Source organism: Pseudoalteromonas sp. S1650, assembly GCF_005887195.1.
GTDB lineage: Bacteria > Pseudomonadota > Gammaproteobacteria > Enterobacterales > Alteromonadaceae > Pseudoalteromonas > Pseudoalteromonas simplex.
Genome location: NZ_PNDF01000007.1, coordinates 40,218 through 65,552, shown reverse-complemented (window position 1 = coordinate 65,552; position 25,335 = coordinate 40,218). Strand labels below are relative to the sequence as shown.

17 protein-coding genes and 2 pseudogenes are annotated in these 25,335 nt (G+C 40.3%); 10 read left to right on the top strand and 9 right to left on the bottom strand.

What is annotated here, in order from left to right; translation table 11 throughout:
* Window positions 1-311 precede the first annotated feature (311 nt).
* From CWB80_RS00660 to iadA, 3 genes and pseudogenes are all read left to right on the top strand, one after another.
* Window positions 312-3,239: a TonB-dependent receptor domain-containing protein gene (locus CWB80_RS00660; protein WP_138599819.1), complete on the top strand. Its 2,928-nt coding sequence runs from the start codon at window positions 312-314 to the stop codon at window positions 3,237-3,239.
* Window positions 3,240-3,381: 142 nt separating this feature from the next.
* Window positions 3,382-4,790, top strand: a pseudogene (yfcC, locus tag CWB80_RS00655) (putative basic amino acid antiporter YfcC).
* Window positions 4,791-4,801: 11 nt separating this feature from the next.
* Window positions 4,802-5,968 (top strand): beta-aspartyl-peptidase, encoded by a 1,167-nt coding sequence (gene iadA, locus CWB80_RS00650; protein WP_138599820.1) that lies wholly within the window; start codon window positions 4,802-4,804, stop codon window positions 5,966-5,968.
* 15 nt (window positions 5,969-5,983) lie between these two features.
* Here iadA and paeA read toward each other — a convergent pair whose 3' ends face one another.
* From paeA to CWB80_RS00630, 4 genes are all read right to left on the bottom strand, one after another.
* Window positions 5,984-7,270 carry a polyamine export protein PaeA gene (gene paeA, locus CWB80_RS00645; RefSeq protein WP_054552168.1) on the bottom strand — a complete coding sequence of 429 codons (1,287 nt, stop codon included), beginning with the start codon at window positions 7,268-7,270 and terminating at the stop codon, window positions 5,984-5,986.
* Window positions 7,271-7,408: 138 nt separating this feature from the next.
* Window positions 7,409-8,101 carry a substrate-binding periplasmic protein gene (locus CWB80_RS00640; RefSeq protein WP_138599821.1) on the bottom strand — a complete coding sequence of 231 codons (693 nt, stop codon included), beginning with the start codon at window positions 8,099-8,101 and terminating at the stop codon, window positions 7,409-7,411.
* Between the two features lie 125 nt (window positions 8,102-8,226).
* Entirely contained in the window at window positions 8,227-9,336 is a 1,110-nt protein-coding gene (locus CWB80_RS00635) for an arginase family protein (protein WP_054552166.1), read from the bottom strand.
* 289 nt (window positions 9,337-9,625) lie between these two features.
* Window positions 9,626-10,405: a DUF2189 domain-containing protein gene (locus tag CWB80_RS00630; protein WP_054552165.1), complete on the bottom strand. Its 780-nt coding sequence runs from the start codon at window positions 10,403-10,405 to the stop codon at window positions 9,626-9,628.
* A gap of 145 nt (window positions 10,406-10,550) precedes the next feature.
* Here CWB80_RS00630 and udp point away from each other — a divergent pair, with 145 nt between their 5' ends.
* A complete protein-coding gene (udp, locus tag CWB80_RS00625; protein WP_138599822.1) occupies window positions 10,551-11,306 on the top strand; it encodes a uridine phosphorylase in 756 nt (251 codons plus the stop codon).
* Here the strand turns inward: udp and cdd are convergent.
* Entirely contained in the window at window positions 11,303-12,235 is a 933-nt protein-coding gene (cdd, locus tag CWB80_RS00620; protein ID WP_138599823.1) for a cytidine deaminase, read from the bottom strand. The two genes, udp and cdd, sit on opposite strands and share 4 nt — an antisense overlap.
* Before the next feature lie 165 nt (window positions 12,236-12,400).
* Complete coding sequence (locus tag CWB80_RS00615; protein WP_054552162.1) at window positions 12,401-12,769, bottom strand: hypothetical protein; 369 nt, start codon at window positions 12,767-12,769, stop codon at window positions 12,401-12,403.
* Window positions 12,770-13,112: 343 nt separating this feature from the next.
* Between CWB80_RS00615 and CWB80_RS00610 the strand changes: the two genes are divergently transcribed.
* A complete protein-coding gene (locus tag CWB80_RS00610) occupies window positions 13,113-15,143 on the top strand; it encodes an ATP-binding protein (RefSeq protein WP_138599824.1) in 2,031 nt (676 codons plus the stop codon).
* On the opposite strand, the gene ppc is transcribed toward CWB80_RS00610, so the two are convergent.
* Window positions 15,140-17,785 (bottom strand): phosphoenolpyruvate carboxylase, encoded by a 2,646-nt coding sequence (gene ppc / locus CWB80_RS00605; RefSeq protein WP_138599825.1) that lies wholly within the window; start codon window positions 17,783-17,785, stop codon window positions 15,140-15,142. The genes CWB80_RS00610 and ppc overlap by 4 nt on opposite strands.
* A 424-nt stretch (window positions 17,786-18,209) precedes the next feature.
* On the opposite strand from ppc, the gene CWB80_RS00600 reads away from it, so the two are divergent.
* On the top strand, window positions 18,210-18,956 hold the full coding sequence (locus tag CWB80_RS00600; RefSeq protein ID WP_138599826.1) for an SDR family NAD(P)-dependent oxidoreductase: 747 nt from the start codon (window positions 18,210-18,212) through the stop codon (window positions 18,954-18,956).
* Between the two features lie 10 nt (window positions 18,957-18,966).
* Window positions 18,967-19,575, top strand: a complete 609-nt coding sequence (locus CWB80_RS00595; RefSeq protein ID WP_138599827.1) for a flavin reductase family protein — start codon at window positions 18,967-18,969, stop codon at window positions 19,573-19,575.
* A gap of 15 nt (window positions 19,576-19,590) precedes the next feature.
* Here the strand turns inward: CWB80_RS00595 and CWB80_RS00590 are convergent, their stop codons facing one another.
* Window positions 19,591-20,670: a M24 family metallopeptidase gene (locus CWB80_RS00590; RefSeq protein WP_138599828.1), complete on the bottom strand. Its 1,080-nt coding sequence runs from the start codon at window positions 20,668-20,670 to the stop codon at window positions 19,591-19,593.
* A 129-nt stretch (window positions 20,671-20,799) separates the two neighbouring features.
* On the opposite strand from CWB80_RS00590, the gene CWB80_RS00585 reads away from it, so the two are divergent.
* Both CWB80_RS00585 and CWB80_RS00580 read left to right on the top strand, forming a co-directional pair.
* Entirely contained in the window at window positions 20,800-22,020 is a 1,221-nt protein-coding gene (locus tag CWB80_RS00585; protein WP_138599829.1) for a M24 family metallopeptidase, read from the top strand.
* 152 nt (window positions 22,021-22,172) lie between these two features.
* Window positions 22,173-23,579 (top strand): YfcC family protein, encoded by a 1,407-nt coding sequence (locus tag CWB80_RS00580; RefSeq protein ID WP_138599830.1) that lies wholly within the window; start codon window positions 22,173-22,175, stop codon window positions 23,577-23,579.
* Window positions 23,580-23,824: 245 nt separating this feature from the next.
* Here the strand turns inward: CWB80_RS00580 and CWB80_RS00575 are convergent.
* Window positions 23,825-24,467, bottom strand: a pseudogene (locus tag CWB80_RS00575) (tyrosine-type recombinase/integrase).
* Window positions 24,468-24,703: 236 nt separating this feature from the next.
* On the opposite strand from CWB80_RS00575, the gene CWB80_RS00570 reads away from it, so the two are divergent.
* Window positions 24,704-25,330: a LysE family translocator gene (locus CWB80_RS00570; protein ID WP_138599831.1), complete on the top strand. Its 627-nt coding sequence runs from the start codon at window positions 24,704-24,706 to the stop codon at window positions 25,328-25,330.
* The last annotated feature ends 5 nt before the right edge of the window (window positions 25,331-25,335 follow it).

The following is a 25,335-nucleotide window of genomic DNA, read 5'->3' as shown; positions in this document are numbered from 1 at the left end:
ATTGCTTGCGCAGCTTTTTGTTGCTTGCTATAAAAAAAAGGAACATTTAAAAACGCGAGTAAGCTAGCACTGTATCGCTAGCTTTGTCAAAAGACCTTACGGATTGGAATTATGTTGAAAAACGCATTATCGCTTTGCACATATTTCTACTCTCCACACTACCTTTCGGAGTGGTTTGACGAGTAGCCACACCTCACTTCCTGTGAGGGGCTAGTTGTGTCTATAACCCACTGCCCTGTCTAAAAAATTATAACAATTATTCAAAATGTCACGGTTTTGCCGTGTGTTTTTTAAGGCAAAGGTAAATCAATATGTTTCGTCAGTTATCAATTGCTGTAGCAATCAGTGCTGTGCTGTGCCCAGTACAAACTGTGTATGCTCAAAACGACCAACAATCAGAAAAAATTGAACGAGTAGAAGTAACAGGATCACGAATTAAAGGGGTTGATTTAGAAGGAACCATCCCGCTTACCGTGCTTGACCAAGATGCAATCAAGCGCTCAGGAGCGAACACTATTCATGAATTATTAAAAGATTTATCCGTATTTAAAGGCGGATCCGGTACCTTTTCAACATCTGAAAGTGGTGGTACATCAACCTCAACGCCAGCGGGTCAATCCGCTGCGAGCCTTCGAGGTATGGGGCCATCTGCCACATTAACACTCATTAATGGTAGGCGTGTAGCACCAAGCTCGTTCGCAGCAGGCACTGAGAACTTTGTCGATGTAAACTCAATTCCGCTTGCTGCAATCGAGCGCATTGATATTTTAGCCACTGGCGCATCAGCAATTTATGGTGCTGATGCGGTAGCCGGTGTTATTAACTATATTCTTAAAGATGACTATCAAGGAGCTGAAGTAAACACTTCTTACACCAATAGTTTTGACAGTCATGATGAAGCTAAGAAGCAACTTAACTTAGTCTACGGAACCAATATCGGTGAAAGTAACTTAACGGTATTTGCTGATATTTACGACCGCAATGCCTTTAAAGCGACCGACAGAAGTTATACCGCAACACCTAATCTAGTGAATGGTTACTCATATTTACCGAAACTTGAGAACTCACCAAACATTTATTACTTCAGCAGCCGAGATGGCAATGAACTACCAGCGCCAAACTGTAAAACAGAGCTTGTCACGACTGAGCATGGTGAGCAAATTTGTGCTTACTATGCAAACCAAGATGATTACCTAGAAACCCCATTTGAAAGCCTTTCAACTGGCTTTATGTTTAACAGCACCTTAGGTGATTTAGATTGGCATACCGATTTCTTCTATAGCCAAACTAAATCAAAAGCCTATTCATCACCTGCACCAATCAATCAAATAAACGACGATGATGGTCCGTTTATCATAGAAGATGCGCTATTCATTTATGATAACGCTGATGGCAGTAACGACTTAATGGACCAGCTTTATATTGATCCATTTACCACTCAAGCGGGTCGAGAAGTGTATGGCTTTGCATTTGATGCACGTTTTAATTCACCGCGTACAGTTGAAGTTGAAACTAAAAACTTGCGCTTAGTCAGTAGCCTAGCTGGTTACATTGGGGACTGGAGTTGGGAGTCTGGTGTAACATTTTCTCGTTCTAAGTCAGAGCAAGAAGCGATTGATGGTATTTACAACCGCTACCAATTTCATGCTGCAATCACCGGTGAATTATGCTCCGACGGTTCATTAGCTACATTTGATGGAACTCAGCTCAATTGTTCGCAAGGTCAGTTAATGCCATTCTACAACCCTTTTTTACAGGGTGATGCTAATAATGATGCGGTGCTTGAGCTTGCAAAAGCAAACCCTAGTAGAAGTGGTGAAAGTACAGTTTACGGATGGGATTTAAACTTTAATGGCGACTTATTTACATTTAATGAGTTACCCATTTATGCTGCATTTGGTATTGAGGCTCGCCGAGAAGAGTTAAAAGATATTCCGTCTTTAGACTCTCAAGCGCGTGCTGAAAATGGTTATTTAGTTGATGTTTTTGGTTTTGGCTCGAGCTTATCAGAAGCAGACCGTACGCAGTACGCTGCATTTGTAGAGTTGAATATGCCAGTTACTGAGCAGCTAGAACTGCAAGTTGCTGGTCGTTACGATCATTACGATAACTTTGGTGGAACGTTTAACCCTAAAGTGGGTTTAAGCTACCGCCCTTCAGATTCTCTGATCATTAGAAGCTCTTGGTCAACGTCGTTTAGAGCACCATCATTAACTCAAGCTGGCGTAAAATTACGGACCACACAATCAAGCTTTGATTGCGGCGCAAATCAGGCTGTTGCAGATTTATACTGTATGGGTGATGGTACAGAAGTCAGTGTTAACAGCCTAGAACTTGGTAATCAAGCACTCAAAGCCGAGGAGTCTGAAGCGCTCAGCATTGGCTTTGCATGGAGTCCATCTGTAAATACCAATCTAACCGTCGATTATTGGCATTTTGATCATGAACAAGTCATCGATACCAATATGACTGCCGTGCTTGATAGAGCAATTACGGAAGCGTCTCTTCGTCACTGTGGCTTAGTACCACAAGGACAACAAGGTATTTCGTACGAGCAGCAGCTGTGTGAAGTAACCGATAATGCAGGCCTTAATATCGAAAGTGATGGCGCTAATCTTTCAGAGATCCTAACAAACTATATTAGTGAATTTAATCCGCGAGAAGATGAGCTATTCCTGCCGCTATTTAGAGACCATGTTATTCCACTGGAAAATACCGGCACACAAACCTTAGCGGGAATCGACTTTAAGTTCGATCATCGTTTTCTTTTTGCACAAGGTAACTTAACGCTCGCTTTTGATGGTACTCACTATTTAGAGTTTGAGAGAAATAAACCCGGTTCAGATGCAATCGAAAAGCTAATCGGCACTTATCGCTACCCTGAAAATGTTGGCAGGTTCTCTATCGATTGGGATACCGAGAGTTATTACATAAATCTAGGTGCCAATTATACCAGTAGCTATGAGGATGATATTGAAGGGCTTCGTGGCCGTGAAATAGACGAGATAGAAGAACTTGGCGAGCTTAATGATGAGTTAAAGCGTGATGTTGATGACTGGCTAGTATGGGATTTATCAGCCGGATATTTTATCAATGATGCATTATCAATCCGTGCTCGTATCGATAATATCTTTAATAAAGAACCACCTAAACTATATGGTTCAAGTCGAGGTTTTGATTCTATAAACCATAATGCTTATGGCAGTCGCTATACGTTAAGTTTGAGCTATCGCTTTTAGCAAGGTATGGGCGGCTTAATCGTCGCCCACACTTTTGAGCTTACGTTATCTTAAACTGACGACTCTCAGTATTAATCTTTCTTAGCAAGGGCTACAATACCTTGCTTATCTTATAAACGTCGAATGACATTTAAGTGACTTTATGAAAAACAAACAGTTTGCGATGCCAGATGCGAGCATCATTTTGTTGTGCGTCGCAGTTATCGCCTATTTTGCCAGCCTATTTATAACCCCCGGTGTATTTAATGCCGAAAAAGATAGCCATAGTGTTGAATTATCACAATATCAAACAGCCTCAGATCATACCCCGCCAGCATTATTTGCAGAAGGTGGTGAAATTGGCCTCGCTAATGTCTTATTTGAAGGATTAGTGTCAGGTGATAAGTATGGCGCAGCGATTGGTGTGATGGCGTTTATTTTAATCACTGGCGGTGCGTTTGGGATTATCTTAAAAACCGGTGCGGTAAATAACGGCATCATGGCACTGATCAATAAAACACAACATATTGAGTGGGTATTCATTCCTCTCTTGTTCGTGCTTTTCTCTTTAGGTGGTGCGGTTTTCGGCATGGGTGAGGAAGCCATTGCCTTTTGTATTGTGTTATTCCCGATTATGAAACAACTTGGCTATGACGCAAAAGTAACGGTATTAACAACCTATGTTGCTACACAAATTGGCTTTGCCACCTCATGGATGAACCCGTTTAGCATTGCCATAGCTCAGTCTATAGCTGAAATTCCCGTTTTTTCTGGCGCAGGGTTCAGAATGGTTGCTTAGCTTGTTTTTACTTCATTTGGCCTTGTATTCACTATTCGCTATGCCAACTCTATCAGAGCCACTAAACAACAATCTAACCAACACCAAGACAGTGCAATAAATTTAGATAACGCAGATAAACTAATCTTACTTACTTTTATTGCTGGCATTGTTTGGGTTATTTGGGGCGTGATGGCTAGGCAGTATTATATTCCTGAATTAGCAGCGCAATTCTTTTGCCTAGGGATTGCTTGTGCTGTAATCGCCAGCCTATTTAAAAACAAACTGCCAATGAAAGCGCAAACGCATTTAAAGAAGGTGCTCAAGAGCTCCTACCTGCAGCGCTTTTAGTTGCTCTGGCAAAAGGCGTTATTTTAATACTTGGCGGTAGTGACTTAACCTCGCCTTCAACTCTAAATACCTTGCTGTACTACAGTGCCACCAGCATTTCAGTTGTACCCGACTATATTGCGGCTTGGGGCATGCTATTATTTCAAAGTGTATTTAACTTCTTTGTTTCGTCAGGCTCTGGACAAGCAGCCATAACGATGCCGCTAATGTCACCGCTCGGTGATTTATTAAATATATCACGTCAAATTGTGGTGTTAGCATTTCAGTTGGGTGATGGTTTAACCAATATTTTTATTCCGACTTCTGCTAGTCTCATTGGCTCTTTAGGTATTGTTAAATTAGATTGGAGTGAATGGGCACGTTTTATTTGGCGCTTCACTTTAGCTTTGTTTGGCCTTGCTAGCTGCTTTATTTTTCTCGCACACTTTATTAACTATCAGTAAAAGATTTAATTATGTTAACACTTATAAAAGGCGCAGACGTTTTCGCCCCCTCACCTTTAGGCACTCAAGATGTTCTTATTGCTGGCGGAAAAATAGTTGATATACAGCCTGAAATCACCATCGATACTTATCAGAGGATTACCACAGTCGATGGCACTCATTGTATTTTAGTCCCAGGGTTTGTAGATTCACTCGTTCATATAACTGGCGGAGGCGGCGAAGCTGGCTTTGCAAGCAGAACTCCAGAAATGAACCTGACTGATGCAACATTGCATGGCACAACAACCGTTATTGCAGCCCTTGGCACTGACTCAAGTAGCCGAACTCATAGTAACCTGATTGCTAAAGCAAAAGAGCTGAAAGAGCTTGGGCTCAACGTGTTTTGTCATTCGGGCTCATATCATTTACCTGCGAAAACACTGACAGGCTCAGTCACCAGCGATTTAATGTACATTGATGAGTTTATTGGTGTGGGTGAAGTTGCTATATCTGATCATCGTAGTAGCCAACCCACGGTGCAACAGCTGGCACAGCTTGCCGCTGAGGCAAAAGTGGCAGGCATGTTAAGTGGTAAAAAAGGCACTGTCAGCATTCATGTTGGCCCTGTTGATACACATTTATCGTTATTACATGAGGTTGATAAGCTAACCGATATTTCGCTGGCACAATTTTACCCAACTCACATGAATCGTAATATCGACTTACTTAATGCTGGGGTAGAGTTTTGTAAAGCCGGTGGCACTATCGATTTTACAACAAGTACAACCGAGTATGACCTTGCTCATGGCGAATACTCTGCCGCACACGCACTCGCTTATTGCCTAGAGAATAAGGTCGACCCAACAAAGCTCACTATGAGCTCTGATGGCCATGCAAGCCTCCCTATTTTTGACAAAAGCTATAATCTGCTTGGCCTTGAAGTCGGTAAAGAGTCCACATTGCATGGCTCGTTTGTAGAAGCAGTGCAAAAGTTTAATGTTTCGATTGAACACGCTTTAATGGCGATTACATCAAACCCTGCACAGATACTGGGTATCAATAAAGGTGTCATTAAGCAAAATGCAGATGCCGATCTTGTGCTACTTAATAAAACAACGCTTGCGCCAACAGAATGCTGGTCAAAGGGTGTTCATATGGTAAGCAAAGGCAAAGCCCTTGTGAAAGGCGCCTTTGAGTAAGGCCGCATCGGCGGCCTAAACAGTATCCGAAATGCGAGTAACGAGTAGTTGCTCGACTTTCACTCCTTCAACATCGACAACTTCAAACTTATAGCCACCAAAATTAATAAACTCAGCGCGTTTAGGCAGGCGTTTCATGGTGTAAATCAAAAACCCTGCGACTGTTTCGTAATGAGATTGTTCTGGGAACTCTTCAATTTCAAGTACCTTAGCAAGCTCAACCACAGGTGTTAAACCATCAACCAGCCAAGATGAATTATCACGTTGAATAATTAACTCTTCACCCTGATGGCTAATTAAATCCCCCATAAAGCCTTTCATTAAATCTTTGACAGTGACAATACCTACCATGAGTGCATACTCGTTAACCACAACGGCAAATGGTTCAGCCGCTTTTTTGAATGTGTTTAAAGCTTCAGACAAACTCAATGTTTCTGGAAGATAAAAAATATCTTGGCTTATCAATTCATTATCAATTTCGGCGCTTTGCCCTTTAAGCACTTTGCGCAAAATATCTTTTGATTCAACTGAACCTATTAATTTATCTAAATTACCATCACAGACTAAAAAGTGGTTATGTGGATGTTCGATAATTTTGGTCGCCACTTCTTGAGCATCAGCTTTAACATCAAAATAGACAATTTGATCACGAGGAGTCATTACACTCGATAAAAAACGCGCTTCTAAATCGAATACATTGCCAATTAACTCATATTCTTGTTGCTGTAAGCTACCGTACTCTGCCCCTGCATCCATCATCGCCACAATGTCTTCTGTCGTAACAATGTCTTCTCGTTCAGCGGGTACTTTAAACGCGCGCAAAATCAGGTTGGTAATTCCATTAAAGAAAACGACAAAGGGTGTTAACGCAAAAGTTACCCAGCGCATTATAGAAACCACATTAACTGCAACGGCTTCCGGCATAATCATCGCTAACCGTTTAGGTAATAAGTCAGCAAATAGAATAAACAAAGAGGTAATACTCAAAAACGAAATCAAAAAGCTGATTTGGCTTAGTAAAGGTCCTTGGTAAATCATACCTAAGATTTGTTCGATATAAGGCGATAATGCTTGCTCACCAACAATACCACCCAAAATGGCAATTGCATTTAGGGCAATTTGTATCATGGCAAAGAAAGCACCAGGTTGCTCTTGCAACGCCAGCACCGCTTGGGCTTTAGAACTTCCCTCGTCCACCATTACTCGTAATTTAATCTTGCGTGATGCTGCTATTGCAATTTCGCTCATAGCAAACAACGCACTGATCAGAATTAAAATAATAATAATGAGTAAGTCACTCATTGTAACTCCTAACATTTAAACGCATTCAGGGTGTTGAATGCAAACAACTTTTTGCTCGTTTTGCTAGCTAGAGTTTGGCGAGAATGGACAAAAAGCAGCTGATTATAGCCGCTTTATTACAATCAACAAGTGCTATTTTTAATCGTAATCAGCAAAGGCTTTACTTAACTTCTCAAGCCATGCAGTGTTCATATTTTTATTACAAGCAAAATATAAGTCAGGATTAACAACAGGAATACTAAACACTGGTTTTAGTGAGTTGAGTGTAGAGTCTTTTTGTAATTCAAAATCAAATTGTTGATCACTTAAAACGACTAAATCTATGCTCGTTCGACGACTTTTTAACACATCATAAATATTGTCAAAACTATCAAGTAATATCAGCTGATTTGTTTCATCAAAGCCATGTTCTTTTAAGAAAATATGAGAGTAATTATCTTTTAGCACCGCAATACGGTATTGCTTAGCTTGTTGTAAATTACTAATTGAAATTTGCTGGAAATTAAACGAATAAAATGAAGCAGAGAAACGTCCAAGTTTTGACAACCAGATAAAATCACGCTCCCTAGCAGGTAATCTAGCTATTGAGAATATACATGTATTTTCATCTCTAAGAGCCGCATTGTAAGAAACAGACCAAGGGTTCACAGAAATTTCATAGTTGATGTTACTTTGCTTGAGCGATGTTAGTACTTTATCAACTACAGTCCCCACTAACTCACCATTCTTATCTTGATACTGTAACTGCGGTAAATTTTCAGTGACCACTGTAATTGCAGAGAATACAGGTAGAGACACTAGTAAACAAAGTAAGATAAAGAGCTTATGCATAATCGCTATACCGGAAATTATAATTATTTTTTATACAAATATAGCGCGAGGTGATGAAATTTGAAATGTAAAATAGAAATAAACAATTAGCGGAAACTAAGTTTCCGCTAATCTTGCAAAATGAATTACTTATTCATTGCACCAATCAAAAATGCAGAGATTTTAGCACCTTCTCTGAGTGTCGTTTCAGAACTTGTTTGGCCGATTAGTGAGCTGTCGGTGAATGGCGCGATTTCCATCATATCAGCACCTGTAATTGGGAACTCGTCAGCCAATGCAACAAGAATGTCTAATGCATGCTGAGGTGTTAAGCCACCGGCTTCTGGTGTTCCTGTCGCTGAAGCAAAGCTTTCATCAAGCGCATCAATATCAAAGCTCACATAAAGCTCATCAACATTATCTGCTTTAAGCTGTGCAATCACTTCTTCAGCAACTGCTTTAGAGCCACGTTCGATGATTTCGTGGGCCCAATGTTGTTTAACACCAAACGTGTCTTCCCAATGTTGCTTAGGCTTACCACTAGAGCGGATACCAAATTGAATTAGGTTACGTGGCGCTGGTAAGTACTCAAGAATATGTGTACACCAAGAACCAAAGCATAAATCAATACCAAGACGCTCTACTAATAAATCTGTATGAGCATCAAAGTGAATGATTGCAGTACGTTTACCCGCATCGCGTTTTGCTTTTAAGTAAGCTTTAGTTAGCGGGTAGCTAATTGAGTGATCGCCACCAATACCAAAAATACCCTTATCAGGGTAGTTCGCATAAAAGCCGTCACAGACATCTTCAGTGATAGACAAAGGTGATACATGGTATTCACTGTTTTCATCAGCATATAACGCTTTTTGGCAGTTTGTGATGGTCGCATCGTTAAGGTATTTATCATGCAGTAAATGTGGGATCACACGCACATCACCTAAATCAAAAGCGCGTGCTTGCGGTTGTTGATCAATCAAGGTAGAGCGTAAAAAAAGAGGTCCCCAGTTAGCACCACGTAATATACCACCGCCGCAGTCAGAGCTAATACCTAAAATAACGGCTTTGTGCTCAGACTCTGCCAATGTTTCAAGTGACTCTTTCCAAAGCACATCAACATTGTCTGTTTGACCGTATAATTTAGTACGCAACGCATCTTTACGCTCTTTTGCTGTATTTACTGTAAATACACCATCGCCAGGAGGACAAAGACACTGACTTAGTTTTTCGTGGAATGCTTTTTGTGTGTTACTCATCTCTACTCCGCTGATTATTATCTGCATATTCATGCGTAATTAAAAAACTTGCGCAATCAGGTTTGTGTATAGTTAAGATTTTTAAGACTCAACAATCACTTGCTCAACCGAATCTATAACTCACTGATATTGAAAGGTTATATTTTTAATGCAGATGAATTTAAACTGCTCTAGTCAAATAAGAGCGCTGTATTTTGGCAGGTATAACATGCGCGAAAAGAAAGTCAAATTTTGCGGCAACCGAGTCGATTGCCGCTATAGATTTATATTCAAACGAAGTGAATACTCATTATTCGTAGCCTCTTGGCTTCTTGGTTTTGATAACAGCAATGTATGCATGCCAACTGGCGTAGCTTAATAAAGGCATAATCACAATAAACCCAGCAGTGCCTGTAATAAAACCAACAAACACTAAACAGAGTATTATCCCAGCCCAAACAACCATGGCAGCAAAATTGGTTTTAACCGCATTCATCGAAGAAATTACCGCAGTCATAATATCAACTCTGCGTTCCATCATAATTTGCGGGGTAAACGCTGAGATAGCAAATACAGTGACCAGTAAGATACCACCGACAATACTACCGAGCGTTAAAAACGCAGATAACTGCTCAAAACTCGGGTTAACAACATTCGGATATAGGGCGTGGATGAGCGCAGCTAAACGCATCCAAACAATCATAATCACCATTAATAACACAGCAAAGCCCCATTCACCTGCTGGGTTTCTAAACATCGATTTCAGGCTATGCATTAGAGTAGGTTTATGGCCTTTTTCAAGCTCCCACGCTACATCATAAAGGCCAGCAGCAAAGGCAGGGCCTATTAATGCAAAGCCAACCACAGCAGGCAAAATAACTAAGTGCGTATCAAACTGATATACAAAATACATAATTGTCGCTGGTATCAAGGTAAATACTAATCCGTAGACAAGGCTCAGTATTGGCGCATTAGCGATGTCCTTAAATGCAAGTGCTAACCAATGAAACGGTGCAGATGCAGATATTTGAGAGCTCTCTAAACAACGAGCAAATTCGTGATTTTTGTTCATAGAAGATGATGCTGGCATAATGTATCCTCATTAAAGGTGACATCTTTAGGTTTAGGTTAACTGTGCAATTCTTGCAACATTGTTAAGTTAATCGGACATCTGTCCTGTACTTTAAACACATATGATTAAAGTATTACGCTTTAGACAAAAATAAGGTTTAATAATGGAAAAGGTATTTCACTTAGGGATCACACGTGACGACTTAAAAGGGGCAACTCTTGCTATCGTACCTGGCGATCCTGACCGCTCAGCACGCATTTCTACGCTTCTTGATAACCCTGAATGCTTAGCGAAGACTCGTGAATTTCATGTTTACCGTGGTGAGCTGAACGGCCACAACGTTGTAGTTTGTTCTACCGGTATTGGCGGCCCATCTACTTCAATTGCTGTTGAAGAGCTTGCTCAGCTAGGTATTGATACCTTTTTGCGAATTGGCACGACCGGTGCTATTCAGCCGCACATCAATGAAGGCGATATTTTAATTAGCCAAGCATCTGTTCGATTAGATGGCGCAAGCCAGCATTTTGCACCACTAAGCTACCCTGCTGTGTCTGACTTTTTTGCTACACAAGCAATGGTCAATGCATGTGATAAATTAGGAATTAATTTCCACATTGGTATTACTGCATCAAGTGACACATTCTACCCTGGTCAAGAGCGTTACGATACCTATTCAGGTTATGTTCCGCGCTCATTCCAAGGCAGCTGTGAAGAGTGGCAAAAACTAGGTGTGATGAACTACGAGATGGAATCAGCAACACTATTTACTATGTGTGCTGCCCTTGGCTTACGCGCAGCATGTGTTGCAGGTGTTTTAGTAAATCGTACTAAACAAGAAATTCCGAATGTTGACCACGGCGAGATTGAGAAAAAATCAGTCGCCGTCGTCATTGAAGCTGCAAAACTATTGCTTAATTAAGCGTTACTTAATTTCGCAATATAGTGCTCAAATGCTGGTGGGTTTGCAAAGCTTGCCAGCACAGATTTAGCCACCTCATATTGATTTTCTGCCCCTTGTGTTTCTAACAAGGTTATCGACTTAACTGTTTTATCATCAAAGCTTAAACCCGCAAGATAAAACTGACTCAATGCACTTTGTAATGGCGAAAGGCTTGGACTATAGGCTGCATTTTCGGCATAGCTTCCGTAAAAATCCCCTTCGGTAAATGTACTTAATTTAACAGCACTAAAATTACCTGTGTATGGCACATATGCATTGAGTGCTAATTGAGTAAGTTTTGCGTCATCAATGGTAAGGTCGGCAAATTGTTTATCACTTTGCTTATGTGAGAATAAACACGCATCATTACCTAAATCTTTCGGACCAAATGAATAAGGTAATAACTCATGAAGGTTAAAGTCACGCTCTGGCAATAAAATCTCAAGTGAGTCTGCAGTACTCAATTCATTCATAAATTGACGGCAATAGCCACAAGGAGCGTCACTGATTGCAATTCTTTGTACTGCTTGCGCGCCATTAAGCCATGCATTATTAATCGCTGATTGCTCAGCATGAACGACTAAACTCAAGGCTTGATGAGAAAACTCAACATTAGCGCCAAAATAGAAATTTGTTTCGCCTTGCTCATTTAACCCAACTGCAATAGCGCCCACGTAGAATTTAGAAATAGGCGCCACAGAAAATAAACTTGCGACGGGTACACAGGCTTTTAGTAACTCAATTTGGCTAACTTGAAACTGCTGACAAAGAGAAGAAATATCTGTTTGAGATAAGATGCCACGTTGCTGTTTAAGCTGGGCAAAAAGAGAATTTTTTTGTTGATCATTGAAGCTAAACGGCTCTGAATTTTGAGCTAGTTTGCTTGCATCTATCCTAGTTGCTGTCATAACAAATTATAATTATTAATTGGCTAAACAGTTTAAAAGGTTACGTAATGAATTGCTAGGTTTTGGCGGTAAACATCAAGGTAAATCGCACAATAAAAGCTAAAAATTAGCGGTATTTGTAAGCCCAGATATACACAACAAAATAGCGATGACTAGCTCGACCAATTATTGACGAACCAGCCAATTTTTTGCTTTGTTAAAACATTCAAAGTTTTCAGCTTGTAAGTTATAGCGCTTTGCTTTTTGCATAAATAAGTCGTGCATAAAACCATCAAAACTTACGACAATTGCTACAACAGCTTCTTTCAAAGAGTTTGCCACTGCCGGCATAATTGTGAATAAATCAGCAGGTGCGAAATTGTGCGTCAACTCAGACACGTCAACGAGTATTTTATCTGACCCATATAATACTGAGTATTGTTGGGCGATTTGGTAAAAGTTAATCACATCCTGTGCGCTTGCCGTCCCTCTTAACGTCATCATAACTAACGACGTAGATGCATCATAGGTAATGCAAGTAGACACGTTTGACATAAAAATACTCTTAAACTGCGTGAGTGGTTAGGGGTTAACTCTAGCTCTCAGGGTTGAAAGCCAGCATATTTTATTTATAACCCTAACCTAGTCAATAGCTAGCAATTAAATAGGTATGACCAGCATAAAATATAAGAATTTATAACTAGAAAAATACATTTTTGGCGTTACCTTAAATTAACCTTTAATGCTTTTTTTAAACATGCACGAGAATTCTGCCTTTAATTTAAGCCTTTTCAGATGCCCTTAAAATGAGTGAAAACTTACAATGAACATCATCTTAAAGCAGTAGAGTAAACACGTATTGTCAGATGATACATGTTTGCTTGGATAGGAATAAATCATGAGATTCATGGTTCCAATTATCGCAGGCATGTTTTTGTCAGTTCCTTTGCAAGCAACCGCAATTACAGCAACAGAATTTGAAAAACTACGCAACCAAGTCAGAAACACTTACGCAAACTCAAGACAGCTAGGTTTAGAAGAAGTAAATAAAATACTAGCCAATTCTGAGTTAAATCTTGAACAGAAGATCATTATGACTAACTATAAAGCGTGGGTTTTATCTGGTAATAATAAACTAGATGAAGCGATGATTACGCTTGTAGAGTTCGAGAGTATGGTTGCCAAATCGAAAGATAAGAGTCTGATGTATGGCTACTATAATATTTCGGGAAATATCTATTCCCATTTAGGGTTATATCAAGAAGCACTTAATCATTACAAACAAGCGCTCCCTTTTGCAAAGATGAGGAATAATAACCTTGTAATGCAAACTGAAAACAACATCGCTGTTATCTACTTAAAATTACACCTATATAACAATGCAGCAGAAATATTTAAAAAATTTAGAGAGTACAGCAAAACAAATAACCATACCTTTAATGAGTCGTTTACGAGTAATCTTCTTGCTAAGGCTTTGCTTGGTTTAAAAAAATATGACCAAGCATTAGAACTACTTAGTAACATATATAACTTTCAGAAAAGCAACGACTTTCTTTCACACCAAATAGTTAATCTAACCACTCAGGGAAAAATTTATAACTCTCAAGCACAATATAAAAAAGCAGAAATAATATTGAAAAAAGCACTCAATTTACTAAATGAGAATAATCTTCAAAGCGATAAGCTTGCTGTAGTATTAGAACTTGCTAAAACATACAAAGCCCAAAATAAACCTGCATTGGCTCTAGCACAAATTCAGTCAATTGATTTAAAAAATAAAAAAATCTCTGACTATCAATTATTGCTAGCTACACAAGAGCTATCAGCCTCTTTGCATTTACAACAAAAAAACTACCATGCAGCAATTGATGCATACAAACAGCTCTATGAAACTCAAGAAAAAATTCTAAGAAGACAAACCAGTACTAATCTTGCCAAAGCGTTAGCAGAATTAGATATAACGACTAAAGAAGCAGAAATAGAACTTTTAACTAAATCAAATCAAGTTCAGGCTTCAAAAAATAAAGCAAATAAAGTGATCTTTATGGCGATTGCTTTTGCCTTATGCTCAATTTTAATCGTATTAACGTTGATGACAGTGAGGACGAAGCAACAAAAGAATGCCCTATCTAAAACATTAACAAAACTTCATAACACACAAGCACAACTTATTGAAATCGAAAAAATAGCATCGTTAACCGCATTAGTATCTGGTATGGCGCATCAATTAAATACGCCCATTGGCACCATTGTAACCGCTAGCTCTTTAATTGATGATCAACTTACACTTATTTGCCAAAAGTTTAAATCTCAAGAGCTATCTAGCAAGCACCTTCATAGCTTTTTAAACGATACAAACGATGCAAAAGATTTAATACAGGCTAGCATCGCTCGACTTGCCAGTATTGTCGAAGAATTTAAGGCACTCAATGTGTCTATTGATTTAGATAAACCACTAGTCCAGTTTAACCTAAAAGAAGAAATATCACGCAGAGTTCTGCCTTTCTCAAGTTATTTAGGAAAGTGTATTAAATTCGATATTCAGGGCGATAATGTTGTAATAACTTCTTACCCTGCAATTATTGGTGACATATTAAAAACCTTAATCATTAATTCCTGCGAACATGGTTTTGCAATAAAGCTACACGGCTTAATTGAAATCGAGATTAAAGCTTTTCCTAAGCATGTCGAAATTATTTATCAAGACAACGGGGTCGGTATTAAGGAAACTATCTTGCATGATATCTTTACTCCTTTTTATACCACTAATATGGGCGATAAACACCTAGGACTTGGGTTAAATGTTGTTTTTAATGCAGTTAAATTTAATTTGAAGGGAGAAATATGCGCCGAGCTTTATGAACACGGCGCACGATTTGTTATTAGCCTACCAATCGATGCTCGATTGGTTGATGATACTTGCTATTAACCGGTATTACGCATACCAGCAGCGATACCTGTCATAGTGATCATCAAGGCATTATCAATATCGCCTTCAGAGCCCACGTCAGCTTCGCGTGAACGACGCAGTAACTCAACTTGTAATAAGTTAAGTGGATCTGTGTACGGGTTGCGAAGCGCTATTGACTCTTTGATCCAAGGTTGGTCTGCAAGCAGGCTCTTTTGTGGGCTAAGCGATTGCACAAGCTCAATAGCCTCACTCAACTCCTGACGAAGTTTTACGCCTAATGGCTTATATTGCTCAGTTACTAATGCATCATCGTAATGCGCACTTAACCATGAATCGGCTTTACTAAATACCATTTCTAGCATCTCTAAACGAGCACGGAAGAATGGCCATTTTAAGCTCATTTCGTGAAGTGTCTCGATGCCATACTTATCTAAAGCAGCTTTAAGACCTGTTAATGCACCTAACCAAGCTGGCAGCATTAAACGGTTTTGGCTCCATGCAAAGATCCATGGAATAGCACGAAGACTTTCTACCCCACCGTTCGGGTTGCGCTTCGCAGGGCGAGAACCAAGTGGTAATTTAGATAGCTCTTGCTCTGGCGTTGCCATTCTAAAGTAAGGTACAAAGTTTTCATCATGGCGCACAACTTGGCGGTAATGCTCACACGAATCAGCACTGATCAGTTCCATAACATCACGCCATTCGCTCTTCGGCTCTGGCGGTGGTAGCAAGTTACTCTCGAGTACAGCACCAGCATAAATATTTAAGCTTTGCAGGGCAACAGCAGGCAAACCAAACTTAAAGCGGATCATTTCACCTTGCTCTGTTACACGTAGGCCACCTTTTAATGAACCTGGAGGCTGTGAGCGAAGTGCTTGTGCAGCTGGCGCGCCACCACGACCAACAGTACCACCACGGCCGTGGAATAAAATAAGCTCAATACCGCGATTTTCGGCTAATTGAACAAGTTTATCCATAGCTTCATATTGTGCCCAACCAGCAGCCATCATGCCTGCATCTTTTGCTGAGTCTGAGTAGCCGATCATGACATTTTGCTGGTTTTGAATATGACCACGGTACCAAGTGTTATCAAGTAAACATTCGATAACCTCTTTACCATTATTTAAGTCGTCTAACGTTTCAAATAATGGCGCAACCGGTAAGTTAAACTTACAACCACTTTCTTTAAGCAGTAACTGTACTGCCAGTACATCAGATGCAGTTCGTGCCATCGAAATAATATACAAGCCAAATGTTTGAGCATCTTGCGCTGCGATTACATCAAATGTATCTAGCACCTCTTGTACTTCTGGGCTTGGTTGCCAATGTTTTGGAATTAGCGGACGTCGAGAGTTTAACTCAGCAAGTAAAAACGCTTGTTTGTCTTCTTCTTGCCATTGATGGTAATCACCTAAACCTAAATAACGTGTTAACTCAGAGAAAACATCACCATGACGCGATGAATCCTGACGTACATCAAGTTTTGCAAGGCGTAGACCAAAGCTATTAATACGGCGCAGAACATCAAGCAGCAAGCCATCAGCAACTACTTTCATGTTGGTTTTAATAAGCGAGCGATAACACACTTCGATTGGGTGTTTAATTTGCGCGATATCGGTAATTAAATCTTCAGAATCTGTGCGCTTTTTCTTAATTTTTGCGCCCAAATGCGTCACCGTTTCAGCAATTTGATTCTTTAATTTTTTAAGTACCGCACGGTAAGGTTCAAAGTCTTGACCTGCAAGCTCAATAAGCTCATCGCTTGCATCCGACATTGATAGCTCATTGCTTAGCGTTTCGATATCACGGGAATACAAATCAAGTGCCATCCAGCGGCCATGATCAAGCACTTGCTGTGTGACTTCAGCGGTGACGAACGGGTTACCATCACGGTCACCGCCCATCCAAGAAGTAAATTCTATTGGGCTGAAATCAATCGGCAGCTCTAGATCAAGCTCTGCTTTTACGTCTTCGCCAAACTCGCGTAAGAAACGCGGAACAGCATGCCATAAGCTATTTTCAATAACCGCAAAACCCCATTTAGCCTCGTCGATTGGCGTTGGGCGTGAACGACGAATGTCGTCGGTATGCCACGCTTGGCTGATAAGTTGGGCAATACGATTTAATAAGTCAGCACGCTCACTAGGTAGGTTATCTTTACGCTCTAAAGAGGCAAGACAATCACTTAATTCAACGTGTTTATTAATCATTGTACGGCGTGTCACCTCAGTTGGGTGAGCCGTCAGTACTAAATTGATGTGGAGTTTTGAGAGTGTTTGTGCCAAGTGATTAGGATCAACTTGACCTTGCTTTGATGCTGTTGCTAACGCTTTTAATGTTTGAGTGAGAGGGTTTAGTTGGCAAAAGCCAACATCATTAAAGCGCGATACGGTATGAAATTGTTCAGCAACATTAGCAAGATTCAAAAAATGATTAAATGAGCGTGCAACCGGTAATAGTTCTTCATCTGTGAGAGCGTGTAGTACTTCGATAAGCGCCTGTCTGTCGGCTTCGTTACCACTACGTGACGATTTAGATAAAGCGCGAATCTCTTCTACCTTATCTAAAATGGCTTGTCCTTGTGCATCTTTAATGGTTTGACCCAGCATTTGTCCAAGCATACTAACATTACCGCGAAGTGCAGCGTATTGTTCACTCATTCTCATACTCCTTTCTTTAACTAAGTTGAAAGTACTTACTGCACAGTATTTAACCAAGCACGAGCGCAGCTAAATACTGATCCCTTTTATTAATATCATTGTCAGCGTTAATTTAATAGATCGAATTTTCTAACATACTCGTAAAAAAGAATAACCAATCTATAAACATAAAAGTGTAATAAATACGCAGCTTAGTCAGCTACAAAGCGTTAAAGCCAGCTCAATTGGTAAAATGGACTTACCAATTTAAAAGGTAAAATCCCCGTAAATTAAGGCATCCTTAATGTTTGCATGGTCAAATCTTTACCTGCCTTTTTTTATATGTTTGTAGGGTTAGCTCAAGACAAACAGAGCTACTATCATTTTATTAGTTGGTGATAGTTTGAGCGAAATTTTTTTCAAATATTTTTATAACAGGTCAAAAATGCAACTCTATATTTTGTGTGGTGCACGCAGTGAAATTGCAAATGCTTATTTCACTACTCTTCATAAACAAATCAACACGGGTCATATCGTCACCATCAGTCGAGATGAATTTAAAGCAAGTTTTAATGAGTCATCAAGCAATGAGATAAGTCACCAGCATTTTATTACTGATTATTCAGAGCAAAGCTTAAGTGGCATTGCTAAAGAACTTGCTGGTGGCCACTATGATTTAGCCCAGTTGATGATATTTAACGGCCTATTGCATGATCCAAATAATGCGCCTGAACGTAAACTAGAGCAAATATCTGAGCAGCACTTTATAAATAGCATGACAACAAATGCTCTACTGCCAATTCGCTGTGTGACTTTATTCTCAATACTTTTAAAGCCACAAGTTTCAACTGTGGTGTGTGCCCTTAGTGCACGTGTTGGTAGCATTCGTGATAACAAGTTAGGCGGTTGGTATAGCTATCGGGCATCGAAGGCGGCATTAAATATGTTATTTAAATCTGCAGCGATTGAACTTAGCAGACGCAATAAAAAGTGCTACTGCGTGTTATTTCACCCAGGTACCACTGATACGCCTTTATCAAAACCCTTTCAGGCAAATGTACCCAAAGGAAAGTTATTTCCCCCTGAGTTTGTAGCCGAGCAGCTGTATTCATTGATAAGTGATGCTGACTATTTACAACAATCACACAACCCTGCCTACTTTGACTGGCAAGGAAAACCCATAGACTGGTAACAGGAAATTTATGCATTTTACAAAACAAGCCATTGGTGATTTAGAAAACCGCTACCGCGCTCATTTAATTAATAGTTTGTCGGGGTTTAAAAGTGCCAACTTAATCGGCACTCAAGATAGCAACGGCCAAACTAATTTAGCGATTGTCAGTTCAGTATTTCATCTTGGCGCACATCCCCCTTTAGTGGGTATGATCATTAGGCCCCATTCAGTGCCTCGCCATACCCTAGAAAACTTATTAGCCTCTAAGCAGTACACGATTAACCACGTGAACAAAGACATTTATAACAAAGCACATCAAACATCGGCACGCTACGACAAAGACGAGTCTGAATTTGATGCAACAGGGCTCAGTACTGAATACCTAAATGACTTTACAGCGCCTTTTGTTAAAGAAAGTAATCTTAAATATGCGCTTGAGCTGAAAGAACACCATCACCTTGCCATCAATGGCACTGAGCTGATCATAGGTGAAATAACCGATATTTACTTAGATGAGGCTTGCTTGCAAGAAGATGGCTTTGTCGATATTGAAGCCATTGACACAGTCGCAGTGAGCGGGCTTGATAGTTACCATGTAACTGAACGTTTAGCCCGCTTAGCGTATGCTAAAAAGTAACCTTTAATTTAAGCACTAGATTATAAATGGCTTAGGCGCATGGGTTAACACCTCAAAACCAGATTCAGTGATAACTATGTCATCTTCTAAGCGCACACCACCATAGCCTGGTATATAAATGCCAGGCTCAATGGTGATCACATTACCCACTTCAAGGTTGTAGTCTGTCAATGTGTTGATAAATGGCACTTCATGTAAAAACAGCCCTAAACCATGGCCAAGTCCTTTACCTGCGTACTCGCCAAAACCTGCATCAGCAATCACCTTGTTTGAGATGGCATTTAAATCTAAACAATTAACACCCGGTTTAACCATTTCAAGTGCCGCATTTTGTGCATCGAGTACAGTATTATAAATACGGGTTTGTTTTTCAGATGCTTCGCCAATAATGTAACTACGAGTCATATCAGAGCGATAGCCATTTACAACTGCACCAAAATCAAGGGTTACAAAGTCACCTTGCTTTAAAACCTGATCTGACGGGTTACCATGCGGCAAGGCTGAGCGCTCTGCAAACAACATGATAGTGGCAAACGACATACCTTCTGAACCTAGCTTTTGCATTCTGAATTCAAGCTCTAAGGCAAGGTTTCGCTCAGTTACACCCGGTTTAAAATAAGGTAACGTTTGTGCTAATGCTTCATCAGCGATGGCTGCAGCAGCTTTGATTTGTGCAACTTCCCAGTTGTCTTTAACGCGCCTTAGTTTTTCAATTAAGCCGTTTACCGCTGTTAATGTGTGGCCGCTTAGCTCATCTGCCACACCTTGCCAAATTGCTACCGTGACATAGCTTGCATCAAATGCGACATGGCTGTTTGGGTTAAGGTGTCTATTTATACAATGGCCAAGGGTTTCGTTGTCTCTGTCTCGACAAACAACCTCAAACCCTGTTGTTTCTGCAACTGCACGTTGGTGGTATCGGTAATCAGTGATCAACACACACGCATTTTGAGTTATTAATGCATAAGCAGCATTACCGCTAAAACCACTTAAGTAACGAATATTTTCATGACCAAGTACTAACATGGCGCTGTAACCTTGTTGCTCTAGCAAGGCTTTAAATTTAGCTTGTCTTTTTAAGTAATTAACTTGCATTGTCGCTCCTTATTTTTTGCGCATGCTAACAGTTATGTCCATAAATACGAATATTATGCGATTAGTCGCAGTGAGTTTGCATCAACTGTTTACTCAAGCCACAATGCAGAAAAAACCAAGGAGTACACAATGACAACATATGGTATTGGCACACAAACGCCAGAGCAGGCGCTTGACTCTTTGTCAGATATGACAACAGATTTAACCCCTATTCAAAATGACGAATTTCATGCGCGTATCGCAAAAGCACAAGCGTATATGCAAGCAAACAATATTGACGCAATTTATTTAAATGCAGGCACTAACCTAGCCTACTTTACAGGTATGCGTTGGTACGCAAGTGAGCGTTTAGTTGGCGCTATTTTACCTGCAAAAGGTGATGTGCAATACATAGCACCGTTTTTTGAAATCGGCAGCTTAAACGATTTTATGGTGATTAACGGCCCAATTCGTGGTTGGCAAGAGCACGAAAACCCTTACCAATTGTGTGTTGAAGTACTGTCAGAAATGGGCATTAGCAAAACAGGCACCCTTGGTATTGATGAAAGCGCACAGTTTTTCATCTACGACGGCATTAATAAAGCTAACGGCAATTACAACATTGTTAACGCACAGTGCGTTACAGCTCACTGCCGCATGCATAAATCAGCCAATGAACTTGCCTTAATGCAACGTGCTATGGACATGACTTTAGAAGTACACAAAGCAACGGCAAGTATGCTTTATGAAGGAATTACCACCACTGAGGTTGAAGCCTTTATTAAAAAGGCGCACCAAAAAGTCGGCGCGCCGGGTAACTATTTTTGTATTGTGCTATTTGGTGTTGCGTCTTCTTTCCCGCATGGCGTTAAAAACCCGCAGACCCTTAAAAAAGGTGACGTGGTACTGATTGATACTGGCTGTAAAGTACATGATTACCTCTCTGATATTACCCGTACTTATGTATTTGGTGAAGCAACCGAACGTCAACGCATGTTTTGGCAACACGAGAAAAATGCCCAACTTGCTGCTTTTGCTACCGCAAAAATTGGTGAGCCATGTGGCAAAGTAGACGATGCTGCAAGGAAGTATCTTGCCGAAAATGGCATGGGGCCAGAATATCAAACACCAGGCTGCCCACACAGAACCGGCCATGGTATTGGTTTAGATATTCATGAATGGCCATACCTTGTGGGTGGTAACCCTACCCCACTCGCAACAGGTATGTGTTTTAGCAATGAACCTATGATTGTCGTACCTGATGAGTTTGGTATTCGCTTAGAAGATCACTTTTATATGACAGACGAAGGTCCGCGTTGGTTTACTGAGCCTGCTCATAGCATCGATGACCCATTTGGGTTAGCTAAATAAAATTCAAATAAACTTTATAAGGCCAGTTTTCTGGCCTTTTTTGTATCTGAATTATTACAATCATTAACAGTGTGGACATTTTAGAGACAACCTATCCGCTTTTATCATGTTATGATTTCAAGAATTTAACCTAACATAATTACGGAGAATAAATGGGTTTACGTTTTAAAGTTCCACATACCCTGATACTGCTGCTGGGCATGATGGTTGTTGCGCTTATTGCTACTTGGTTAGTACCACAAGGTTTTTTCACTACTACATTAAGTGAATCAGGCCGAGAAATGGTTGTTGCGGGCACCTATCAAACGGTTGCTGAGCGCCATTACTTAACTCCATGGGATTTATTACAAGCCATACCTCGCGCTTTTGCTGCTGCTCAAGATGTTATTTTCTTTGTGTTAATTGTGGGCGGTGTATTAGCTGTTGCACGTGCCACAGGCACTGTTGATGCGCTCATTGGTAGGCTTTTAGAGCGACACGGTAAAAAACCGCAACGATTAATCATTATGGTGGTGTTTTGCTTTGCCTTAGCATCAAGCAGTATTGGTACCGCCGGCGAATATATTCCTTTTGTTATTATTCTTGTAGCGCTTTGTAAGGCAATGCGCTTAGATGCAATGACTGCCGTAGGTATGATAGTCGCAGGTTATGGTATTGGTTATGGTGTTTCGGCATTTAACCCATTTACGGTATTAATCGCACAACAAATTGCAGGTATTCCTGTTTACTCTGGCTTAGAGTTACGTTTAGCGATATTTATTCCATTTGTACTCATTGGTTTTCATCATGTTTGGCAATACACCAAAAAGGTAGCGAACGATCCGTCTAAATCAATGATGATTAGCGTGCCTTGCCCAGTGGAAAATCAAACAGCTACAAGTTACCCAGCTCTTGCCCTGCGACATAAGCTTATTTTAGGCAGCTTTATTATTACCCTTGCAATTGCAGTATGGGGCATCGCAACGAAGGGCTGGTACTTATACGAGCTAGGTGGTGTTTTTATTGCGTGGGGTGTGGTTGTCGCCATTTTAGGCAAACTATCTGCTGATGAAGCAGCAAACAAATTTATAGAAGGCGTATCTGATCTTGTTACCACCGCAGTGTTAATTGGTGTTGCACGTGGTATTGCGCTTATTTTAGAAGACGGCCAAATCCTGCATAGCCTTGTCCATGGCATGTCGTTACCGCTTTCTTATGTATCTGCTGAAATATCTGCAATTGGCATGCTGGTTATTCAAACCCTACTCAATACCTTTATTCCTTCTGGTTCAGGGCAAGCTTATGTCACCATGCCACTCATGGCCCCACTCGGTGATTTAGTCGGTGTACCAAGACAAGTTGCTGTGCTTGCCTATCAATTTGGTGATGGCTTTTCAAATATGATCATACCGACCAATGCTGTACTGATGGGCATTTTAGGCATGGCTGGTGTGCCTTACGGCCATTGGTTTAGATTCTGTTTACCACTGTTGATTAAACTAATGGTCGCAGCATCGGTTGTATTGGTATTAGCTGTAATGTTCGGCTATGGCTTAGATGTGCAGCCCACCCTAAATTAAGTTAGTAGATTTGAAAAAGCGCCTTAGGCGCTTTTTTGTTGTGTTTTGAGTTCTTTTTAGCAATACATATTTGGCTAAACGAGTTTGAAGTGAAAGTCAGCTTTGTACAAAATCAGACCTTCAAGCGTAACTCGCTTCTGCCCCAAAATAAGTTAGGTTAAATGCTCTAACTGCTGCTTTGAGCAATCAAGAAACGGTCCAAGCCCTATACATTGAATGATAAGTTAACGCATCTTTAATAATAGCTAGAAAATTTTGCTTAATGGGCTTACAACACCGTTTGCTCCTTGTTGTAAAACATGGGTGTAAATCTGTGTGGTTTTGACATCAGAATGGCCCAATTGTGCTTGAATGGTGCGAATATCGGCGCCACTTTGCAATAGGTGCGTTGCAAATGAATGGCGCAAGGTATGAGGCGTAATAACCTTTGTAATCAAAATCAATGTCCTTTACTCGCAATTGCACCGCTTCCATCACACGCAAACCACTTCCATACATTAACCCCGTGATTAAGTAATATCGCTTGGAAAGATGACTCATCAATTGCTTTACTTCATCAGGCGTCATCACTAGAGGCAGCTTGGGTTGTCGATTACTTCGTGCAAAATTCAAGTTTAAAGAAAGCTCATTTTTGACAATATGTTTATATAAAAAAGCCAGCGCATTTAAAGCTGCACTTTGTGTTCTAGGTGACATATTACGTTTTAATACAATATGGTCTAAAAACGCTTTGACTTCTGCATCTCCCATTGAGCTTGGGTGACGTTTGTTGTGAAAGTGAATAAATTTTGCGATCCAACCTAAATAAGCATTAATTGTTCTTAATGAATACTGACGAGTGAGCATATAGTCTGCAATGTAGTTTAAATAAGGAGAGCGAGTTTTCATTTTCATTCCTTTGAAATAAAGCTGTATATATACACAGCTTTAGCTCAGTCGCTCGTATAGTCAAGAAAACGACCCAATCGCTCGTTTTTATCCTGAGTTAAAAGCGAGAACTCCTAAATTTTAATAACACTAGTAATTAGTTAACAAGTTTGTTAGAAATAATCTAATAAGAAAAACGCGCGATTAGCTCGCTATAAACGTGTTATGCCACAGCCAGAAAATATGGAGAAAAGGAAATGGAACTTAATTCACTACTACTATTTATAGTCGCTTGTCTGGCTATCAATATGATACCAGGGCCAGACGTTATCTATATTGTCTCTAACACAATGAAAGGTAAGTTGGTCACTGGGTTCAAAGCTGCAATGGGGCTTGGTGTAGGTTACGTTGTTCATACCCTAGCAGCTTCATTAGGATTATCTGCAATTGTCCTCAGCTCAGCGGTAGCTTTTAGCGCAGTAAAATGGCTAGGTGCAGCTTATCTAGTTTATTTGGGAGTTCAGTCGTTACTTTCAATGTGGCGTGGAGATAGCGCAATGGTAGTAAGTGAAAACGTTGAAAGTGACAAAAATGTATTTGTACAAGGCGTAATTGTTAGTGTCTTAAACCCGAAAGTTGCACTGTTCTTCCTTTCGTTCCTACCACAGTTTATTGACACATTATCAGGCTCAGCTTCCATGCAATTATTGTGGCTTGGTTTGTTATTTAGCGTGCTGGCTACAATGTGTAATGTCCTATATGCATCAGTAGGTAGTTGGGTCTTTAGTCGCCCGAATTCTCAGCGCTACTCACGAGGGCTAGAGGGCATTTCTGGTGTTTTACTTATTGGGCTCGCAAGCAAAGTTGCAATCAGCGAACGCTAGTGGCA